Source organism: Affinirhizobium straminoryzae (assembly GCF_007004135.1).
Classification (GTDB): Bacteria; Pseudomonadota; Alphaproteobacteria; order Rhizobiales; family Rhizobiaceae; genus Neorhizobium; species Neorhizobium straminoryzae.
Genome location: NZ_VJMG01000059.1, coordinates 16,506 through 35,070, shown reverse-complemented (window position 1 = coordinate 35,070; position 18,565 = coordinate 16,506). Strand labels below are relative to the sequence as shown.

The window sequence follows — 18,565 nt, the reverse complement described above, 5'->3', positions numbered from 1 at the left end:
TCACACCGCCCTTCACCAACCAGCGGAGCGAAAGCCTTGAGCGTTGCCTTCACCAAGGAAGAAAGTGCGGAAACCGCGGCGGAAACCATCCTGCCGGACCGGGTGATTTCGCCGCATCCCAATCTGGTGACGCAGAGTGGTCTTGCTGCGCTGGAGCGGGAACTGGCCGCGGCGCGAGACGCCTATGAGGCGGCAAATGCCATCGAGGATGTGAACGAACGCCGCCGCCAGACGGCCGGCCCGGCACGTGATATCCGGTATTTCGCGGAGCGCCTGCGCACCGCCGATGTGAGGCCAGACCCCGTTTCGACGGCTACCATTGCCTTCGGCAGCACGGTGCGCTTCGCGCGCGACGACGGGCGCGTGCAGACCTATCGCATCGTCGGGGAGGACGAGGCCGACCCCAAGGCCGGCACCGTCTCGCATGTCTCGCCGGTCGCGCGTGCTCTGGTCGGCAAGGCGGTGGGCGATGTGGTGAAGCTTGGCGGGCAGGAACTGGAAGTGCTGGCCATTTCCTGAGCGGCCCGGCCTTCTGCCCCCGTCAACCGGTCCGCACGAAGATCCGGGCGATCATGTCCGTGGCAAAGGCGATGCGCGCGGCCAGTTCGGTCTCAAGCTCCGCCTTGCGCATGTTCAGCATCAGGGCGCGCAGATGGACGGTGCCCAGCACGGTGGACACGAACATGTCCGCGACGATGCGTGGATCGACCCCGTCGGGCAGCCGAAGCGCGGAATCCTGAGCCAGCGCCTGCGTCACATGCCCGAGTGTCTTTTCCACGCAGTCGCGGTGAAACCGCCGCGCCAATTCCGGATACTTGATCGATTCGGCAATGACCAGGCGCGTCAGCGTGATCTGTCGCGGCGATAGGACGAGGGCTGCCAGTTCCTCCAGCATGCGGACCAGCCGGTCGCGCGGATCGCCAAGCGGAGAGACCGAGCGAACCTCGCTCAACGCTATGTCATCATGGCTTTCGACCAGCGCACCAAACAGCGAGGCCTTGTCCGGATAGAACTTGTAAACCGTCTTCTTAGCCATGCCACAGACGCGGGCCACCTCTTCCATGGTTGCATCGCCATAGCCGAATTGCTCGAACACGGACTCCGCTGCCTGCAAAATCAATGTTTTACGCTCGTCGTCCGATAGGCTTGGCGGACGTTTGGCGGCTGCTTGCACCGATGCCATGGCACTCCTTCCCGAGAAACGGCGGTTGACAACAGGAAACGATAGCGTTTCCCTTCCTCTACAAGGAAACGCTATCGTTTCCAGATCATTCTTGCAATCCGTCTTCTGTCCGGAAACCTCGCCAATGCAAACCCATAACCGTGCACTCGCCATCGCCCTGGGCGCCATCTGCGCGCTTGGCCCCTTCGCCACAGACATGTATGTGGCCGCCATGCCGCGCATGGCGGAGGATCTGGCCTCCACCCCGTCCCATATCCAGCTGAGCATGATGACCTATTTCATCGGGTTCACCATCGGCCAGCTGTTCTACGGGCCCGTGTCCGACCGCACCGGGCGCAAGCCGATGATCTACCTGGCGCTGACGATCTTCGTCATGGCCTCGATTGGCTGCCTGCTCAGCGCAACTTCCGGCCAGTTGCTCGGCTTCCGCTTCCTGCAGGGGATCGGCGGCTCGATCGGCATGGTGATAGCCACCGCCTCCATCCGCGACGTGCATACGGGACAGGCGGCAGCAAAGCTGATGTCGGCCGTCGTGCTCGTGCTGAGCATCGCGCCGGTGCTCGCGCCGCTCGCCGGGGGCCTCATCCTGCAAGGGAGCAGTTGGCGCATCATTTTCGCGGCCCTTGCCGGGCTCGGCCTGCTGGTGGCCGTCATCACGGCCGCCATGCTGCCGGAAACCCGCATGGCGGAACTGCGGGCTGCCAGCCGGCCAAGCGCGGCGCTGCACTGGTATGCCCGCCTGCTGGTGACGCGCAGCTTCATTCCCTATGCCGGGGCCCTCGCGCTCGCCCAGGGCGGCTTCTTTGCCTATATCGCCGGCTCCTCCTTCGTGCTGATCAATGTCTACGGCCTCTCGCCGCTGGCCTATGCGGTGATCTTCAGCCTGAACGCGGTCGGCATCGGCATCGGCACCCAGGTCTCGGCGAAACTGGCAACGCAGATCGGCATCCGCGCCATGGTGAAGGTCAGCGCCTCGGTCTCTGCCGCTGCGGGCCTTCTTCTGCTGATGCTGCAGCTTGCCGGCCTGTCCGGTCTGGTCTCGACCTGCGTGCTGGTGTTCGTGATGGTCATGGCGGTCGGCGGCATCATGCCGAGCTGCAATGTTCTCGCCATGGAGGCGCATGGGGCGATTGCCGGCACGGCCGCCGCCCTGATGGGAGCGCTCGGATTTGGCGCCGGAGCGCTCGGCAGCTTTGCCATCGGCATTCTCGATGATGGCACGGCGCTGCCGCTGATCATGGTCATGACGGTTTGCGCGGTGGCCACGGCACTCGTCGCGGTCCTGACCTTTGGCAGGGCCGGTCACCTGCAGAGGGCCGCGGCCTGATTATTCCGGAGAAAACGCGGCCGTCAGCGCAAATTCGCGGCCCATTTCCTTCACCTCCTCAAACAGCGTGCCGGCATAGGAGCGCGGCACGATGATCTCGAAGGCATCCTCGCCCGTGCGGGCGAGATTGCCGGCGACATGGGCGATCTGCATGCTGGCGGACGCGCCGATCGGGAAACGGTCACGGTCAATGTCCACGGCAAGGCACTTGGACAGGATCTTGCGGACATTCGGCCCGGTGATCTGCATCAGCACCCGGCCATCGCTGTGATCGAAAGCGGAGACGCCCTCGATGGCACGCACCAGCCGCAGAAGCGCCTCCGGCCCCACAGAATGGGACACCGCCAGCCATTCGGCCGGACCGCAGATGCGAACGGAGACGCCCTCCAGCGCCTGAAGCGCGGCCTTCACACCGGCCTCGAAGCCGGCATGGGACAGCACGGACAGGATCGTCGGGCGGCGCGCGACCGCCAGATGGTGCGGGTTGGGCTTCGTCTCAAACCCGACGATATGATCTTCCAGAACGTGACGGTGCGCGAAGGAAAGGGTCATGGGCAGCGTCACCTCACACATGCAGGTTCTTGTTGTCGGGATCGACGAAGACCGGCGGGCAGACCTCCGCCAGCACCTCGCTGCCGCGCAGCGCATCCCAGACGACGATCTTCTCGCCATAGCGTTCGCGGCCGGATTTCAGCATGGCAAGCGCGATGAAGGAGTTCAGCGTCGGCGAATAGCAGGCCGAGGACACAAAGCCCTGGTCGTTCACCATCGAGGGCTTGGCGTTCTCCTTGAGCAGATGCGCGCCGGCCTTGATCTCGGCATCCGCCTCCACCGGCTTCAGGCCCACCATCTGCAGCCGGTCGGCGGCCGTCAGGCCAAAGCGGGTCGACAGATGCTTGCCGATGAAATCGGGCTTCTGCATCGCCATCATGCGGCCAAGGCCGACATCGTCGGCGGTGGTGCGGCCGTCGAGTTCGTTGTGGGTGACATGCCCCTTCTCGATGCGCAGCACGTTGAGCGCCTCCACGCCATAGGCGCAGATGCCCTCCTCATAGCCCGCCTCCATGATCGCATCCGCAACTGCCTCGCCATAGCCGGCGGGCACGGCCAGTTCATAGGCCAGTTCCCCGGAAAACGAGATGCGGAACAGGCGCGCGGCAAGCCCGCCCTTCAGCATCACCTCGCGCGCCGACAGGAAGGGGAAAGCCGCATCGGAGAGATCGTCCTCCACCACCCGCTGCAGGATGATGCGGGCCTTCGGGCCGGCAATCGACATCTGCGCCCACTGGTCGGAGGAGGAGGCGAAGCGCACGTCGAGATGCGGCCAGAGCGCCTGCGCGGCAAATTCCAGATGCGCCATCACGTCCGTCGCATAGGCCGTGGTGGTGGTCAGCACGTAATGGTTTTCCGAAAGGCGGCTGGTGGTGCCGTCGTCATAAACGATGCCGTCCTCGCGCAGCATCAGGCCATAGCGGGCCTTGCCGACGGGAAGCTTCAGGAAGGCATTGCTGTAGACACGGTTGAGGAATTCCGCAGCGCCAAGCCCAAAAATCTCGATCTTGCCGAGCGTCGAGACATCGCAGAGGCCGGCGCTGGCCCGCACGGTCCGCACCTCGCGATCCACCGCCTCGCGCCAGGTCTTCTCGCCCTCGCGCGGGAACCAGGAGGAGCGATACCACAGCCCCGCCTCGACGAAGACGGCACCGTTGCGGGCCGCCCAGCCATGCAGCGGCGAGCGGCGCACCGGCCGTGAATGCTCGCCGCGCGCCGTCCCCGCCATCGCGCCGAAGGAAACCGGCGTGTAGAACGGACGGAAGGTGGTGGTGCCGATCTCGGCCGGGGAAACGCCGCGCATGCCGGCCACGATGCCGATGGTGTTGACATTGCCGAGCTTGCCCTGGTCGGTCGCCATTCCGCCGGTGGTGTAGCGCTTGGTCATTTCCACATGCGAATAGGCCTCGCGCTGCGAAAGCCCGAGATCGGCCACCGTCACGTCGTTCTGGAAATCGACGAAGGCCTTGCCCTTCGACCCCGGCACATACCAGAGCGGCGCAAACGCCGGATCGTAATCTCCGGCGACATCGGGAATTTCGGTCTCGTAGGCGGCAAAGCCGAGATCGCGGGCAAGCACCGTCGCCTTGTCGGCGCCGTCGCGCAGACAGGCGGAGAGACGATCGAGCCCCGCCGCACTGCCGGCCGCCACGAAGGCCGCGCCGACATCCGGCGCAAGAAAGGCCTGCCGCTCCTCCGACCAGACGGGCCTGGCGCCGCGCTGGCACATCAGATGCACGACCGGCGACCAGCCGCCGGACATGGCGAGCGCATCGCAGGCAATCTCCTCCTCGAAACCGGAGCGGTCGGCGATGATGCTTTTCAGCGCCCGCGTTCCGCGGGTCGAGGTCACGGCTCCGCCGCGGATCAGCCGCACGCTCTCCGGCGCGATGTCGGCGCTTTCCCTGCGGGCGTCGATCAGCGCCGTCACCTCGACGCCGCTGTCGGTGAGGTCGCGCGCCAGGCCGTAGCCGGAGCCACCATTGGTGAAGATCGCCACGCGCTGGCCGACGGCCACGCCGTAGCGGTTGAGATAGGTGCGCGCCGCACCCGCCGTCATGACACCCGGGCGGTCATTTCCGCCGAACACCAGCGGCCGTTCCTCGGCACCGGCGGCGAGGATCGCGCGCTTCGCCACGATGCGCCACAGCCGTTCGACGGGAAGATCCGGCGTCGGGTGCGCCACGTGCTTCTGCACCTTCTCCACCGCGCCAAACACCATGTCGTCATACCAGCCGAACACCGTGGTGCGCGCCATCAGCGTGACGTTCGAAAGCGTCGCGAGTTCCGCCAGAACTTGCCCGGCGAAATCCGCAGCCTTCAGACCGCCAACCACGGCGCTGTCCGACAGCAGCGAACCGCCGAGACGGAAGCCTTCATCGACAAGGATGACGCGCGCACCGGCGCGACCGGCGGCAAGGGCCGCCATCAGCCCGGCGGGGCCAGAGCCAATCACCAAGAGGTCGCAATGCGCCCAGGCCTTTTCGTAGCGGTCTGGATCTGCCTCGGTGACGAGGCGACCAAGACCGGCCGCCCGGCGGATCAGCGGCTCATACACCTTCTCCCAGAAGGCGGCCGGCCACATGAAGGTCTTGTAGTAGAAGCCCGCCGACAGGAAGGGCGACAACAGGCTGTTGACGGCGCCGATATCGAAGGCCAGCGACGGCCAGCGGTTCTGGCTGGCCGCAGCAAGGCCGTCATACAGCTCGGCCACGGTTGCCCGGGTATTGGGTTCGGAGCGCGCGCCGGCGCCGATGGTGACCAGCGCATTCGGCTCGGCGGATCCCGCCGTCACGATGCCACGCGGGCGGTGATACTTGAAGCTGCGGCCGACCAGCAATTCGCCGTTCGCCAGCAGCGCCGAGGCCAGCGTATCGCCCTGCAGGCCGCGATAGATCTTGCCGTCGAAGGTGAAGGAGAGCGCATTGCCGCGGTTGACGAGGCCGCCGGCCGCGAGACGATAGGACACCATCAGGCAACCTCCCCGCTGCGGGCCTTCGCAACATCGGCGGCATCGCGAACGGAAAACACCGTATGGGTGACGTTGTCGCGCTCCACCACCAGCCAGCGGCGGCAGCCGGCGGTATGGTGCCAGTGCTCCTCTATGCGGCCCTTCGGGTTATCGCGCACATAGACATAGGCATACCACGCCTCGGCACCGGCATTCGGCGCGGGGCGGACAGGCACCGCATCGCCGCGGATCGAAAACTCTTCCTTGGGGCGCACCCCGCAATGGGGACAGGTGATCAGGCTTGCCATGGGTTCTTCGTCTCGTCAGTGCAGGTTCGGCTGCGGGCCCTTGCCGCCCTCGTCCACCAGGAAGCCGCGCTGGAAGCGGTCGAGGCGCAGCAGGCGGGCGGTGTAATGCGGCTCGTCCCTCGCGATCAGATGGGCGAAGCAGAAGCCGGAGGCAGGCGTCGCCTTGAAGCCGCCATAGCACCAGCCGCAGTTGATATAGAGATTGTCGATCGGTGTCCTGTCGATGATCGGCGAGCCGTCCATCGACATGTCCATCACCCCGCCCCAGGCACGCAGCACGCGGGCGCGCGACAGGCCGGGGATCAGCGACACGCCCTCCTCGATCGTATGCTCCACCGTCGCCAGATTGCCGCGCTGGGCATAGGAGGAATAGTAGTCGATATCGGCACCGAACACCAAGCCGCCCTTGTCGGACTGCGAGATGTAGAAATGGCCGGCGCCATAGGTGATGACATTGTGGATCACGGGCTTCAGCCCCTCGGAGACGAAGGCCTGCAGCACATGCGTCTCGATCGGCAGATCGAGCCCCGCCATCTTGCCCGTGACCGAGGTATGACCAGCAGTGGCGAGCGCCAGCTTGTTGCAGCCGATGAAGCCCTTCGAGGTCTCGACGCCGAGCACCCGGCCGGTCTCGTCGCGGCGAATACCCGTCACCTCGCACTGCTGGATCAGATCGACGCCGCGGCTGTCGGCGCCGCGCGCATAGCCCCAGGCCACCGCATCGTGGCGTGCCGTGCCGGCCCGCTTCTGGTAGAGCCCGCCGAGGATCGGGAAGCGCGCATGGTCGAAATTGAGGTAGGGCATCATCTTGCGCACGCCCTCCCGGTCCAGCAGTTCGGCATCGACGCCGTGCATCTTCATGGCATTGCCGCGCCGCGCATACTGATCGCGCTGGCCATCGGAATGGAAGAGATTGACGATGCCGCGCTGCGAGACCATCGCATTGTAATTGAAGTCCTGCTCCAGCCCTTCCCAGAGCTTCAGAGAGAACTCGTAGAAGGGCTCGTTGCCTTCCAGGAGATAGTTGGAGCGGATGATGGTGGTGTTGCGCCCTACATTGCCGGAGCCGAGATAGCCCTTTTCCAGCACCGCGACATTGGTGATTCCGAATTCCCTGGCCAGGTAATAGGCGGTGGACAGCCCGTGTCCGCCTCCCCCGACGATGATCACGTCGTAATGCGGCTTGGGTTGCGGCTCCCGCCAGGCCGGCTTCCAGTGCCGGTTGCCGGAAAAAGCCTGTTTGACGATCTCGAAAGCGGAATAGCGCATGCGGATATCCTAGAACACTCGCCTCACCTTCGCACATGCACTGCAAAGAACAAGGCCCATCCGCCTCACCTCCTGTCTCTTTTCATGGCGACGCCCACGAAAAGGGCAGCCGTGGCCTCGCGGCCACGCCGCAGCGGCTGGCGCAGCCGAAACACCACCGCCAGCAGAGGATGATCTCAGAGAGTAGTCACGCGATTTCAGTCACTTGGGGTCGTTTTCATCCACCCCCCTCCGCACGCGCCTAGACTTGGGGGCAGACGCAAGCGGAGATGAACCATGGCTGATACGACGCCCAATCTGACACTGCCCTACATCCTGCCTTCGCAGGCCCAGAAACACGTGACCCACAACGAGGCGCTGCTGCGCCTCGACCAGCTTGTCCACCTGACCATCGAGGCCGAAACGGCAAGCCCGCCGGCAACGCCGACGGAGGCCAGCCGCTATGCGGTGGCCAGCGGCGCCACAGGCGCCTGGGCAGGCCGCGCCGGCACGATCGCCATCTGGCAGGATGGCGGCTGGAGCTTTTTCGCCCCCCGCGCGGGCTTTCTCGCCTGGTTCCGGTCAATGGGAAAAATCATGGCCTATGGCGGCAGCGGCTGGGTGGAGCCCGGCCTGCCCGATACGCTGACACCGGCCCGGCTCGGCATCGGCGCGACACCTGACAGCAGCAACCGGCTGGCAGTCTCCTCTCCTGCCATCCTTCTGAACCACGCAGGTGCGGGCCATCAGCTGAAGATCAACAAGGCGAATGCCAGCGACACCGCCTCGCTCTTGTTCCAGAGCAACTGGTCCGGCCGCGCCGAAATGGGGCTTGCCGGCAATGACATGTTTTCGGTCAAGGTCAGCGCCGATGGCGCCACCTGGCGCACCGGCCTCAGCATCGACGGGCAGGGACGCGTGACGCTGCCGGCGCGGCCGATGGCGCGCGCCCACCGCGCAGCCGGCACTTCCAGCCCTGCGAGCGGCGCCTCCACAGGATTTTCGACGCTGGCGCTGGAACAGGGCGGGGTGACACTGGGGGCAGCACTTGCCGGCGGCGGCAATACGCTGGTGGTGCCGGCCACCGGCCTCTACGCACTCGGCCTCACCGTATCGGCAGCCTCGTCTTCCGGTCACACGGTCACCCTGCGCCGCAATGGCAGCAGCACGCTGCTTGGCCTCTCCATCCCCTCGGCGGCTCCCGCAACCACCAGCGGCACGACGCTGGCCAGCCTGACCCAGGGGGATGCACTCAGCCTGACGCATGCCGGGACCGCCGTTCTCGACGAGGGACCGGGACGGACGGAAGTCTGGTTGATGCTCGTCTAGCAACATGCCTGCTGAACCGGCCGGGAGAACGCATTTTCTCTTGGCCGGCGGCCTTCAAACCTTGGAAAAGAACATTCTAATCTTACGAAAGGCAAAACGGGCGGCAGATTCCTTCGAAAAATGTGAGGTGAAATGCATTTCGTCAGCGATTTCCGACAAAACCGTGTTCCCGTTTAGCCAAATGTTAAAATCTGCGTGAGTACGGTCGCTGCCGTGGTCTTGTGTAGTGTAGAGAGTCCAATGACCGAAATGATCCGTCCACGAGTGAAATATGTCATCGGTCCCGATGGCAGCCCCCTGACCATTGCGGATCTGCCGCCGGCCAATACGCGCCGCTGGGTGATCCGCCGCAAGGCAGAGGTGGTTGCAGCGGTGCGCGGTGGCCTGTTGAGCCTCGAGGAAGCCTGCGAGCGCTATACCCTGACGGTGGAAGAATTCCTGTCCTGGCAGTCGTCGATCAACGACCATGGCCTTCCGGGCCTGAGAACGACGCGCATACAGCAGTATCGCCACTAGACGGCAGCTTGCGAGCGGAACATGCCTCTCCCCCGGACGAAGGTCCAGGGGCTTGTTGTCGTTGAGCCGCACGCGCCTTTCAATGCATCGACGGCAGGCAGACTGACGGGGCAATGACCGCCCCGCCGCCACCGGGCAGGCAAGGCTGAGCGAGGACCACCGCCAGCCAGACGCAAGCCCACCGCCGGGCAGAACCGCCGGATCGTGCAAGACGCGCGACAGATTGCGACCTTCCTTTCCCGATCGTGTGCGCTAGCTGTCGGCAGACAGCAGACCGAAAGGGAGATCGCGATGCAGATCATTGAAGACAACGACGCCTCCGGCGGGCGCTACCACGCCACCATCGACGGCTCGACCGCCGAGATGACATTCTCGCGCACCTCGCCGAGCCTCATCATCATCGACCATACGCTGGTACCGGATGCCTTGCGCGGCAAGGGCGTCGGCCAGGCGCTTGCACTGCATGCAGTCGAGGCCGCCCGCGCCGGGGGATGGAAGATCATTCCGCTCTGCCCCTTCTTCAAGGCACAGCTTGAGCGGCATCCGGACTGGCAGGATATCCTGAAAAGCTAGGCCCCTCGCCTGCATCCGTTCGGTTGCCGAATGGCTCGCCGTATGACTGGCGCGTTCATCAAGGCGTTGCAAACGGCAAGAAGCGCGCACGCCCCCTCGCGTGCACGCTTCCAAAATCCCGTCACGATAACGACATCAGGCGCGGGCGCGCTGATGCCCGTCGCGTTCTTCCAGGGCAGTTGCCTTGGCAAGTTCCGCCTGTGCCTCTTCCAGCGCCAGTTCGGCGCTTTCCTGCTGCACGCGCAATTCGCGAATCGACACCTGCAAGTTATCGGCACGCTGACGCGCCGCCTTGGCGAAGGTTGGATAGGCGAAGTGATTCGGGTCCGTGATGCCCGATTTCTTCTCTTCCAGCGAAATCTGGTGTTCCAGCTCTTTCGCCATGCGTTCGAATTCCGCCATCATCAGCTGTAACTGCTGCAACTGGCGGCGCTTTTCATTCACCTGAAATTCTTTCAGGCGCACAAGGCTGTCACGCGTCTTCATACGCAATACTCCCGTGGATAGCGAGACCCCGGCTCCTTTTCCAATTCCCCCTGAGTCCGAGCTGCAACACTTCGGACTGAAAAATTGCCGCGGCGTTAATGAAAACCCCGTCCGCGGTAACCTTTCATTTACGGGCATCGTTAATGATAGGGACGATCGTTTAAGGGTCCGTAAATGCCATGGCCGATTTCGGCAGACGACAATGATGAGTCGTATGAATCACTTACGAGGAATTCCTCACGAGAAGATTCAGGTATGGCGCTGGCAGATTCACAAGAGAAATCAGGCGAATACCAAGTTTGTTTAACGAATTCCTGTGCCTTGCCAAAGGGAGTCAGAGTTTGTTAACCAATTGGTGTCAGCTTCCAAATCAGGCAACGTCTGGATCCGTCTCGCGTAGGGGGCCATTCATACCTTCGCGGCGGTAAAGGGGAAAATTATGCGGGTTCTACTCATCGAAGATGACAGCGCGACTGCCCAGAGCATCGAGCTGATGCTGAAGTCCGAGAGCTTCAACGTCTACACGACGGATCTCGGGGAAGAAGGCGTCGACCTCGGCAAGCTGTACGACTACGATATCATTCTGCTGGATCTCAACCTGCCGGACATGTCCGGCTACGAGGTTCTGCGCACGCTGCGTCTGTCCAAGGTCAAGACGCCGATCCTCATTCTCTCCGGCATGGCCGGCATCGAGGACAAGGTTCGCGGCCTCGGCTTCGGCGCCGACGACTACATGACCAAGCCGTTCCACAAGGACGAGCTTGTTGCACGCATCCACGCCATCGTCCGCCGTTCGAAGGGTCATGCCCAGTCGATCATCGTGACCGGCGAACTGGTGGTGAACCTGGATGCCAAGACCGTCGAAGTGGGTGGCCAGCGCGTTCACCTGACGGGCAAGGAATACCAGATGCTGGAGCTTCTGTCGCTCCGCAAGGGCACGACACTCACCAAGGAAATGTTCCTCAACCATCTCTACGGCGGGATGGACGAGCCGGAACTGAAAATCATCGACGTGTTCATCTGCAAGCTTCGCAAGAAGCTGGCAAACGCCGCAGGCGGCGCGAACTACATCGAAACCGTCTGGGGCCGCGGCTACGTGCTGCGCGAACCGGATGGCGGCGAATACGCCGAAACAGCCTGACCCCCCGAACAGACCCGCGATCCGTTAAGCGCCCGGAGCTTGCTCCGGGCGTCTTGCGTTTTTGCACGATGCCGCGCGAATGCCCAAGGCGGCTGGACACGGCAAGGCGACACGGACAGTCCGACCGTCTGCCTTGTCTGCCGACGAAAAGGAAAAGGTTCTGCGGCGTCAGGCCGCGGCGGCATAGGCACCGAACACGGCCGCCAGAATCTTGCGATCGAAGGGTTTCAGCAGGAAATCATCGGCGCCTGCCCGCTTGCCGAGCATCATCTTCTTCAGGTCCGCCTCGATGACGCAGTAATAGATGCGCACGCGCTTGGCCTCGGGCAGCGCCTTGACGCGGGAGATCAGGTCCAGCGCCCCTTCAAGGCCAGCATCGACGATCAGGATAGCCGGCATTTCCGCCTGGCAGCCGATCAGGGCCTCGCGATCGCTACCGGCTTCGGCAACCAGGAAGCCGAGTTCCGAGAGGATGCGCTTGGCAACCGTGCGCACGATCTCGGAACTGTCGGCAATCATCAGGCGCTGCATGGTCCACTCCCACCCGGAACGACATCCTGGCCTTGTCTGTGCAAGGCTCGCATTTCAGGATAATTCGTCCCGGCTAATGAAGCGTTACTGACCAGCGCTCCGGTTTACGCCGCCATCTCGGCAATGAAGAGAATGTGGTCGTCCTCCACCACGTGGCTGAGACGCATGCCGCATTCCTCGGCCAGCAGCACCGTGTAATAGGGCTGGATCGTATGCGCATCGGCCAGTTCTTCGGCCGTGCCGTTGCACAGTTCGACATATTTCTGCGGCAGGCGCAGCATGCGACCCTTGACGGTCAGCGTGAAGCGGGCGTCCGTTTCCGGATTTTCGAGCGCGACATCGATCGAGCCGCCGCGCGGAATGGCGCTGTAGGCGACCATGAACAGGTTGAGCAGCAGCTTGACGCGGTTCTTCGGAATGATGGCGCGCGGACCGCTCCAGCTGACCTCGGTCTTCTTTTCGGCGGCGGCAAAATCCTTGGCCGCCTTTTCCGCCTCCCCGGTATCGATCGAGGCGCCGACGGAGCCCGAGGCGCCGAAGGCAAGCCGGGCAAACTTCAGCCGCACGGAGGCATTCAGCGCCGAGGTGCGGATGAGATCGAGCGCATCGGCATCGGCGCCGCCTTCGTCCAGCAGTTCGAGGCCGTTGTTGATGGCGCCGACCGGCGAGATCACGTCATGGCAGACGCGACTGCACAGGAGCGCTGCCAGATCGGGACCGCTGAGGGTAAGGTTCGGATTCTTCGGCATCTTGGGTTTCCTGGTCCTGCGTCTGAAGATGGAGCGTTCTGTCTCACGACAATGTTGCGTGAAGTTGGCATCGCGGCGCGAACCGCCTGTCTTTCCGCCATAATGACACCATTTTTGGTAAACCGGTTGTTAACAGGATCGTCGCAAGATGGTTAAGCCGCGATCGCAGGCATTAATGGATCAATAAAAACGGACAGGCCAATGCGTTTCGAGAGATTTTTCGCCCTCGCCCGATTGTTTGCCGTACCGATGATGGCCCTTCTCGCCGTCATGCCGGTATCGCCGGCACAGGCTCAGCAGCAGTCCGGCGAACAATATTCGGTGCAGGAAATCGTCGATGCCGGGCACAGTTTCTTCGGCAATACCAGCGGTGCGCTTGCCAAGGTGGTCGAGAATGCCTTCCAGAAATATGGCCTGCCGAACGGCTATATTCTCGGCCAGGAAGGCTCCGGTGCCTTCATCGCGGGCCTGACCTATGGCGAGGGCCAGCTCTACACCAAGAATGCCGGCCAGCATCCGGCCTTCTGGCAGGGCCCCTCGCTCGGTATCGATTACGGCGGCCAGGGTACCCGTGCCATGATGCTGGTCTATAACCTTCCGTCTATCGACACGCTCTACCAGCGTTATGGTGGCGTCAGCGGCTCGGCCTTCGTCGTCGCCGGCGTCGGCATGACGGCGCTGCGCAACGGCAATGTCCTGATCGTGCCGATCCGCACCGGTGTCGGCGCGCGCCTCGGGGTCAATGTCGGCTATCTCAAGTTCACCCAGGCCCCGACCTGGAACCCCTTCTGAGACATCCGGGAAATTCGCGCGATCGCGCGGCCTTTGGGACACAGGCGAGGCAGATTTTGCGCCACCCGTTGTCCCGAGGCCCGCGATCCTCTAGCTCTATCTAATATTCGGCACTCCGGGATGGGACGCTCGTGATCCAGTTCGCGCTTCTATACGGCCTCGGCTTTCTGAGCGCGACCTTGCTGGTCATGGTGCTGGCCTCGCCGGTGCACCGGCGCATCGTGCGCTACACCGAAGACCGCCTCAAGGCGACGATGCCGATCAGCCCCGCGGAGGTGCGCGCCCAGCGTGACATGGCGCGTGCCGTCTATGCCGCCGAAAACGCTCGCACGCGCCAGGAACTGACGGAAGAGCGCGAGAAAAGTCTCCGGCTTCAGCTCGCCTTCGACCGGCTGACGCAGGAGGCCGCCAACCTCGGTGCAAGCCAGCACGAAATGACGATGCAGATCGAGGAGATGAGCATCGAGGCAGCTGACCTGCGGTCGCGCCTGCGGCGTGAGGAGGGCTTCATCCAGCAATTGAAGGAAGCGCTGCGCTCGGTCGAAACCGGTGCCGCCGCCAAGGATGCCGAGATCGAGAAACTGCGGGCGCGCGTGCAGAAGCTGACGCTCGATCTCGATCATCTGAACATCAATCTCTCCACCAGCGAAACGGCATCCGAGCACCTCAAGCAGCGGCTGGCCAGCCTACGCGACGAAGGCGAGAGCCTTCGCGGCGAGCTGAAGCAGATGACGAGACGCGCCAGGGACGCCGAACAGCGACTGTCGCGCGAGGAAGCGCGGGTGGCCCGGCTGGAGGAAAAGCTGGCGCAGGAAGCGGCCGAGAAGGCCGACACCCAGGACGCGCTGGAGCGCCGCCTGCAGGAGATCGAACGGCTGCGCGGCCGCGCCGGCGGAGCCGCCGTCGAATGGCACGAACCGGTCACCGGCAGCTATCCCCTGCCCCGCAAGAAGGCCATGCAGGCGGAGCGAAAAGCCGTCTCGACAAGACGGCGCGAACCCCGCCTGGAGCGGATTCCGCCGCTCGAGGCACCGACACTCACAGCCCCCTCGGAGGATGCACAGGCCATGGCAGACGTGAAAGAGCAGGCGGACGCACTCAGCCTCCGAAGCGCAAGCCTCGGCGACGCACTGGCCGGGGCGGCAACTCCCGAACGGGATGAGGTCTTGCGCCGCGAACTGGCGGAGATGGCGGCCGACATGGTGGCGTTGACGGCCGCCGCCGAAGGACCCGGTTCGCCGATCCTGTCGATCCTTGAACGCGAGCCTCTGGCCAGCCGCGATGACGCCGACCGGAACGAGACGGATGCGGCAAGCCTTGCCGCCCGCACCCGCCAGTCGATCGCCACGCTGAACGCGGCCGGCACCGAGGCCTGAGCGGACAAGTGAGGCGGCGTGTTCTCGGCCGCCGGACGCCTCTCAGATCTGTCCCTGCAACCTTGCAATTTCGTAGAGAGCGACACCGGTGGCTGTCGCCGCATTGAGGCTGTCGAGCCCCGGCCGTTGCGGAATGCGGGCGCTGCCGAAACGATCCAGCACGGCGGCCGGCAGTCCCTCGCCCTCCGTCCCCGTCACGAGCGCCATTCGAGAAGACGGAGCAATGGCACGGATATCGGTTGCGCCGCGCGGCGAAAGCCCCCAGACGGAAAAGCCGCGCGCCTGCAGCGCCGAGAGCAACGCAAGCGGCGTTCCGCCCCGCCCATAGGGGACACTCAGCACCGAGCCTACGGACACACGCAGCGCCTTGCGATAGAGGGGATCGCAGCAACTGTCGTCCAGCAACACGGCATCGGCCCCGAAGGCCGCCGCATTGCGGAAGATCGAGCCGATATTGTCGTGATTGGAAATGCCGCAGGCAACGACCACAAGCGTGGGCTCGGTCAGCCCGTTCAGGAGATCGTCGATGCCCGGCGGCTCTTCGCGGCGGCCGAGCGCCAGCACGCCGCGATGCAGGTGGAAGCCGGCAATGGCATCGAGCACCGGGCCTGAGGCGACATAGACCGGCACGTCGGGCGGAAACGCTGCGAGAATATCGGCGACGCCCTCCAGCCGGTTTTCGAGAAGCAGGATTTTCTCCGCCCGGATCGCCCCGTTCTTCGCATGGGCAGCGGCCAGCATGCGCAGCACGACCGTGCCTTCCGCGATGAAGGCGCCCTCGCGTCCGACCAGATCCCGCTCGCGGATCTTGCAGAAGGGCGCGATCAGCGGATCGTCTGCGCTGTCGATGCGGATCAGCGCGGGGCGCATGCTCATATCAGCGTTCGGCGACCGTGACATCGGCAACGACACGACCGACAGCGAGATCGAAGATCATTGCCTTCCGCACGCCGTTGACGGTGCCGTAGAACAGGATCTGGCTGCCGGACTGCGAGACCGACTGCACGGCAAAGCCCGGCGGCAGGTGGACGGTGGCGGAGAGCGGCTGGTCGGCCGGCACCGAAAAGCCCGCCGAGGCCGAAACGGCAGCCGGCGCCGGAGCCGGCTGGCTGCGCACCTTGTAGACAACCGCGATCAACACGGCCATAAGGCTGACGAACATGATGCCGCCGGACACCAGTTGCAGGCGTACCATCTTGCGCCGGACGTTTTCCATCACCGGATCGAGCGGCTCGTCTTCCTGTTGCTCGGGATCGTGATGGGCCATCGTGCGGGCGTCCTTCGGTTTGACAGTCATCGGATACAAGAAATGAACGACCCCTTTAACGAAGGCGCGACGCCAAGGAAAGTGCTCTGCGCCGGCGAGGATGCCGAAGGACGGCTGGATGCGTGGATCACCGCCGAGATGGGCAGCGATTTTTCGCGCAGCCGCATGAAGGCACTGATCGAACAGGGCGCCGTTACGCTGAACGGCACGCTCTGCACCGAACCGAAGAAGAAGATCGCCGCGGGCGACGTGGTCGAACTCGTGCTGCCGGAGCCGGAAGATCCGGAGCCCAAGGGCGAGAACATTCCGATCGAGGTTCTCTACGAGGACGACGACCTGATCGTGGTGGTCAAGCCCGCCGGTCTCGTCGTGCATCCGGCCGCCGGCAACTGGACCGGCACGCTGGTCAATGCGCTGATCCATCATTGCGGCGACAGCCTCTCCGGCATTGGCGGCGTCAAGCGCCCCGGCATCGTGCACCGGCTGGACAAGGAAACCAGCGGCGTGATGGTGGTGGCCAAGAACGACGTGGCGCACCGGCATCTGGCCGCACAATTTGCCGATCATGGCCGCACCGGCGAGCTGGAACGCGCCTATCTGGCGCTCGTCTGGGGCCGGCCGCGCCAGCTGCGCGGCACGATCGACGCGCCGCTCGGCCGCTCCAGCGCCGACCGCACCAAGCGCACCGTCAAGCGCGAGGAAAGCGCGGACGCACGCGAGGCCGTGACGCATTACGAGGTCGTTGAACGCTTCCACGAGACGCCGGACGCCAACTGCCTCGCCTCGCTGGTGGAGTGCCGGCTGGAAACCGGGCGCACGCACCAGATCCGCGTGCACATGGCCCATATCGGCCATCCTCTGCTCGGCGATCCCGATTACGGCGCAGCCTTCAAGACCAAGGCCAACCTTCTGCCGGACGACGCCCGCAAGGTTGTGAACCGCTTCCGCCGGCAGGCGCTGCACGCCTATCTTCTGGCCTTCGAACACCCCCGCAGTGGCGAGGTTATGGAATTCGAGGCGCCGGTTCCCGACGACATGGAAGAGCTGCTCGCGGCGCTTCGCGCCTGACGGCAGCCCGCGGCGCGCCCAAACATCAGAAAACGATCATGCACGGCGTGGACACATCCGCGCCGCACAACCCTACAGCCACGCGCATTACGCCACCCTGGGTCGCATATTTCAGCAATCCCGGCAGCAATATACCCGGTCCGGCTGCGCCCCAATTTCGCTCCAATGCTCTTCCCTCCTTTTCCTCGGCCGGCAAGGCCTTGAAACCCAACATCGTTCAAACCTTGCCGGGACGTGGGGCGGACGATCCGTGTCTTTGTCGCGGCGCCCGAGGAACAACCAGAGAGGGAAGTGACGATGAACGGTGAGAGCCGAAAATTCATCTTCGACGCGCTGCAGGCGGTCGAGGGCTATATCGATCCGCCGGATGCCCTGGTCTTTTCCACCCTTCTCCATAAGCAGCAGCAGGATGGTGCGATCGGCGGCCTGGCGGAGATAGGGATCTATTACGGCCGCTCCTATTTCCTGCTGCGCCACCTCGCCGGACCCGAGAGCAAGGTTCTGGCGATCGATCTCTTCGATCTGGAAGGAGACGAGGACGGCGCACCTGGCCAATATCGCCGTTTCCTCGAGAATGGCGCGCGCCTCGGTCTGCCGGTCGACCACCAGCTGGTGATCCGTGGCGACAGCACGGCGCTTCGCCCCTGCGACATTACCAGCCGCGTCGGCCCCGTTCGCTTCTTCAGTATCGATGGTGGTCACCATCTGCACCATGTCGCTGCCGACAGCGCGCTTGCCATGGCCTGTCTTGCCGATCACGGTGTCATCGTCTTCGATGACACCTTCAATCCCGCCTGGCCGGAGGTGACGGTGGGGGTCGCGGATTTCCTGCGCACGCATCAGGACCGTTTCGCTGCCTTCTGCATGACCAAGTACAAGACCTATGTCTGCCGCCGCACCTTTCATGCCACCTATGCCGAAACGATCCGCCAGGCGCCCGACCTCTCTGCCTTCGAGCGGACGGACACCACCTTTCTCGGCTCTCCTGTCGTGCGGCTGCACGACCCGATCCGCAGGCGCATGCTCTACGAGCTGATGCGCCGCTCCGGCATGCGGGGACTTTCCGAGCGGGCCTACCGCTGACATGATCCAGATGCCGCCCTGCACGTAATGCGATAACGAGGACGTGAGCAGAGGGCTTTGCTTGAATCACGGTTGCGCCGCACTTA

20 protein-coding genes are annotated in these 18,565 nt (G+C 64.1%); 10 read left to right on the top strand and 10 right to left on the bottom strand.

What is annotated here, in order from left to right:
- The first annotated feature begins 36 nt into the window (after window positions 1–36).
- Window positions 37–519 (top strand): transcription elongation factor GreA, encoded by a 483-nt coding sequence (gene greA, locus FNA46_RS18825; protein ID WP_143126751.1) that lies wholly within the window; start codon window positions 37–39, stop codon window positions 517–519.
- A gap of 22 nt (window positions 520–541) precedes the next feature.
- Here the strand turns inward: greA and FNA46_RS26150 are convergent, their stop codons facing one another.
- Window positions 542–1,183: a TetR/AcrR family transcriptional regulator gene (locus FNA46_RS26150; RefSeq protein ID WP_281288970.1), complete on the bottom strand. Its 642-nt coding sequence runs from the start codon at window positions 1,181–1,183 to the stop codon at window positions 542–544.
- 124 nt (window positions 1,184–1,307) lie between these two features.
- Between FNA46_RS26150 and FNA46_RS18815 the strand changes: the two genes are divergently transcribed.
- On the top strand, window positions 1,308–2,510 hold the full coding sequence (locus tag FNA46_RS18815) for a multidrug effflux MFS transporter (protein ID WP_143126749.1): 1,203 nt from the start codon (window positions 1,308–1,310) through the stop codon (window positions 2,508–2,510).
- On the opposite strand, the gene FNA46_RS18810 is transcribed toward FNA46_RS18815, so the two are convergent.
- Genes FNA46_RS18810 through FNA46_RS18795 form a run of 4 tightly spaced genes read right to left on the bottom strand, consistent with a single transcriptional unit; the run spans window position 2,511 to window position 7,589 of the window.
- A complete protein-coding gene (locus FNA46_RS18810; RefSeq protein ID WP_143126748.1) occupies window positions 2,511–3,062 on the bottom strand; it encodes a sarcosine oxidase subunit gamma in 552 nt (183 codons plus the stop codon). It lies immediately after the preceding gene.
- 13 nt (window positions 3,063–3,075) lie between these two features.
- On the bottom strand, window positions 3,076–6,033 hold the full coding sequence (locus FNA46_RS18805; protein ID WP_143126747.1) for a sarcosine oxidase subunit alpha family protein: 2,958 nt from the start codon (window positions 6,031–6,033) through the stop codon (window positions 3,076–3,078).
- The gene (locus tag FNA46_RS18800) at window positions 6,033–6,320 is read right to left on the bottom strand and encodes a sarcosine oxidase subunit delta (protein ID WP_143126746.1); all 288 of its coding nucleotides are present in this window, start codon (window positions 6,318–6,320) and stop codon (window positions 6,033–6,035) included. Before FNA46_RS18800 ends, FNA46_RS18805 begins: the two co-directional genes overlap by 1 nt.
- Before the next feature lie 15 nt (window positions 6,321–6,335).
- Window positions 6,336–7,589 carry a sarcosine oxidase subunit beta family protein gene (locus FNA46_RS18795; RefSeq protein WP_143126745.1) on the bottom strand — a complete coding sequence of 418 codons (1,254 nt, stop codon included), beginning with the start codon at window positions 7,587–7,589 and terminating at the stop codon, window positions 6,336–6,338.
- Window positions 7,590–7,865: 276 nt separating this feature from the next.
- Between FNA46_RS18795 and FNA46_RS18790 the strand changes: the two genes are divergently transcribed.
- The 3 genes from FNA46_RS18790 (at window position 7,866) to FNA46_RS18780 (ending at window position 9,986) form a co-directional block, all read left to right on the top strand.
- Window positions 7,866–8,897: a DUF2793 domain-containing protein gene (locus FNA46_RS18790; protein WP_143126744.1), complete on the top strand. Its 1,032-nt coding sequence runs from the start codon at window positions 7,866–7,868 to the stop codon at window positions 8,895–8,897.
- A 240-nt stretch (window positions 8,898–9,137) separates the two neighbouring features.
- Window positions 9,138–9,413 carry a CtrA inhibitor SciP gene (gene sciP / locus FNA46_RS18785; protein ID WP_006725852.1) on the top strand — a complete coding sequence of 92 codons (276 nt, stop codon included), beginning with the start codon at window positions 9,138–9,140 and terminating at the stop codon, window positions 9,411–9,413.
- A gap of 291 nt (window positions 9,414–9,704) precedes the next feature.
- Window positions 9,705–9,986 carry a GNAT family N-acetyltransferase gene (locus tag FNA46_RS18780; RefSeq protein ID WP_143126743.1) on the top strand — a complete coding sequence of 94 codons (282 nt, stop codon included), beginning with the start codon at window positions 9,705–9,707 and terminating at the stop codon, window positions 9,984–9,986.
- A 135-nt stretch (window positions 9,987–10,121) separates the two neighbouring features.
- On the opposite strand, the gene FNA46_RS18775 is transcribed toward FNA46_RS18780, so the two are convergent.
- A complete protein-coding gene (locus FNA46_RS18775) occupies window positions 10,122–10,472 on the bottom strand; it encodes a flagellar export protein FliJ (RefSeq protein ID WP_143126742.1) in 351 nt (116 codons plus the stop codon).
- A 439-nt stretch (window positions 10,473–10,911) separates the two neighbouring features.
- Here FNA46_RS18775 and ctrA point away from each other — a divergent pair, with 439 nt between their 5' ends.
- Entirely contained in the window at window positions 10,912–11,613 is a 702-nt protein-coding gene (gene ctrA / locus FNA46_RS18770; RefSeq protein WP_143126741.1) for a response regulator transcription factor CtrA, read from the top strand.
- A gap of 168 nt (window positions 11,614–11,781) precedes the next feature.
- On the opposite strand, the gene FNA46_RS18765 is transcribed toward ctrA, so the two are convergent.
- The gene (locus FNA46_RS18765; protein WP_143126740.1) at window positions 11,782–12,144 is read right to left on the bottom strand and encodes a response regulator; all 363 of its coding nucleotides are present in this window, start codon (window positions 12,142–12,144) and stop codon (window positions 11,782–11,784) included.
- A 104-nt stretch (window positions 12,145–12,248) separates the two neighbouring features.
- Window positions 12,249–12,893: a histidine phosphotransferase ChpT gene (gene chpT / locus FNA46_RS18760; RefSeq protein WP_143126739.1), complete on the bottom strand. Its 645-nt coding sequence runs from the start codon at window positions 12,891–12,893 to the stop codon at window positions 12,249–12,251.
- Between the two features lie 201 nt (window positions 12,894–13,094).
- Here chpT and FNA46_RS18755 point away from each other — a divergent pair, with 201 nt between their 5' ends.
- Together FNA46_RS18755 and FNA46_RS18750 are read left to right on the top strand one after the other, a co-directional pair.
- On the top strand, window positions 13,095–13,685 hold the full coding sequence (locus FNA46_RS18755) for a DUF1134 domain-containing protein (RefSeq protein WP_143126738.1): 591 nt from the start codon (window positions 13,095–13,097) through the stop codon (window positions 13,683–13,685).
- Window positions 13,686–13,816: 131 nt separating this feature from the next.
- Entirely contained in the window at window positions 13,817–15,061 is a 1,245-nt protein-coding gene (locus tag FNA46_RS18750; RefSeq protein WP_143126737.1) for a coiled-coil domain-containing protein, read from the top strand.
- A 42-nt stretch (window positions 15,062–15,103) separates the two neighbouring features.
- On the opposite strand, the gene FNA46_RS18745 is transcribed toward FNA46_RS18750, so the two are convergent.
- Together FNA46_RS18745 and FNA46_RS18740 are read right to left on the bottom strand one after the other, a co-directional pair.
- On the bottom strand, window positions 15,104–15,931 hold the full coding sequence (locus tag FNA46_RS18745) for a TrmH family RNA methyltransferase (RefSeq protein WP_143126813.1): 828 nt from the start codon (window positions 15,929–15,931) through the stop codon (window positions 15,104–15,106).
- A 7-nt stretch (window positions 15,932–15,938) separates the two neighbouring features.
- Window positions 15,939–16,328: a hypothetical protein gene (locus FNA46_RS18740; protein WP_143126736.1), complete on the bottom strand. Its 390-nt coding sequence runs from the start codon at window positions 16,326–16,328 to the stop codon at window positions 15,939–15,941.
- Between the two features lie 42 nt (window positions 16,329–16,370).
- Between FNA46_RS18740 and FNA46_RS18735 the strand changes: the two genes are divergently transcribed.
- Together FNA46_RS18735 and FNA46_RS18730 are read left to right on the top strand one after the other, a co-directional pair.
- Window positions 16,371–17,396, top strand: a complete 1,026-nt coding sequence (locus FNA46_RS18735) for an RluA family pseudouridine synthase (protein ID WP_143126735.1) — start codon at window positions 16,371–16,373, stop codon at window positions 17,394–17,396.
- A 297-nt stretch (window positions 17,397–17,693) separates the two neighbouring features.
- On the top strand, window positions 17,694–18,479 hold the full coding sequence (locus FNA46_RS18730; protein WP_143126734.1) for a class I SAM-dependent methyltransferase: 786 nt from the start codon (window positions 17,694–17,696) through the stop codon (window positions 18,477–18,479).
- Window positions 18,480–18,565 lie beyond the last annotated feature (86 nt).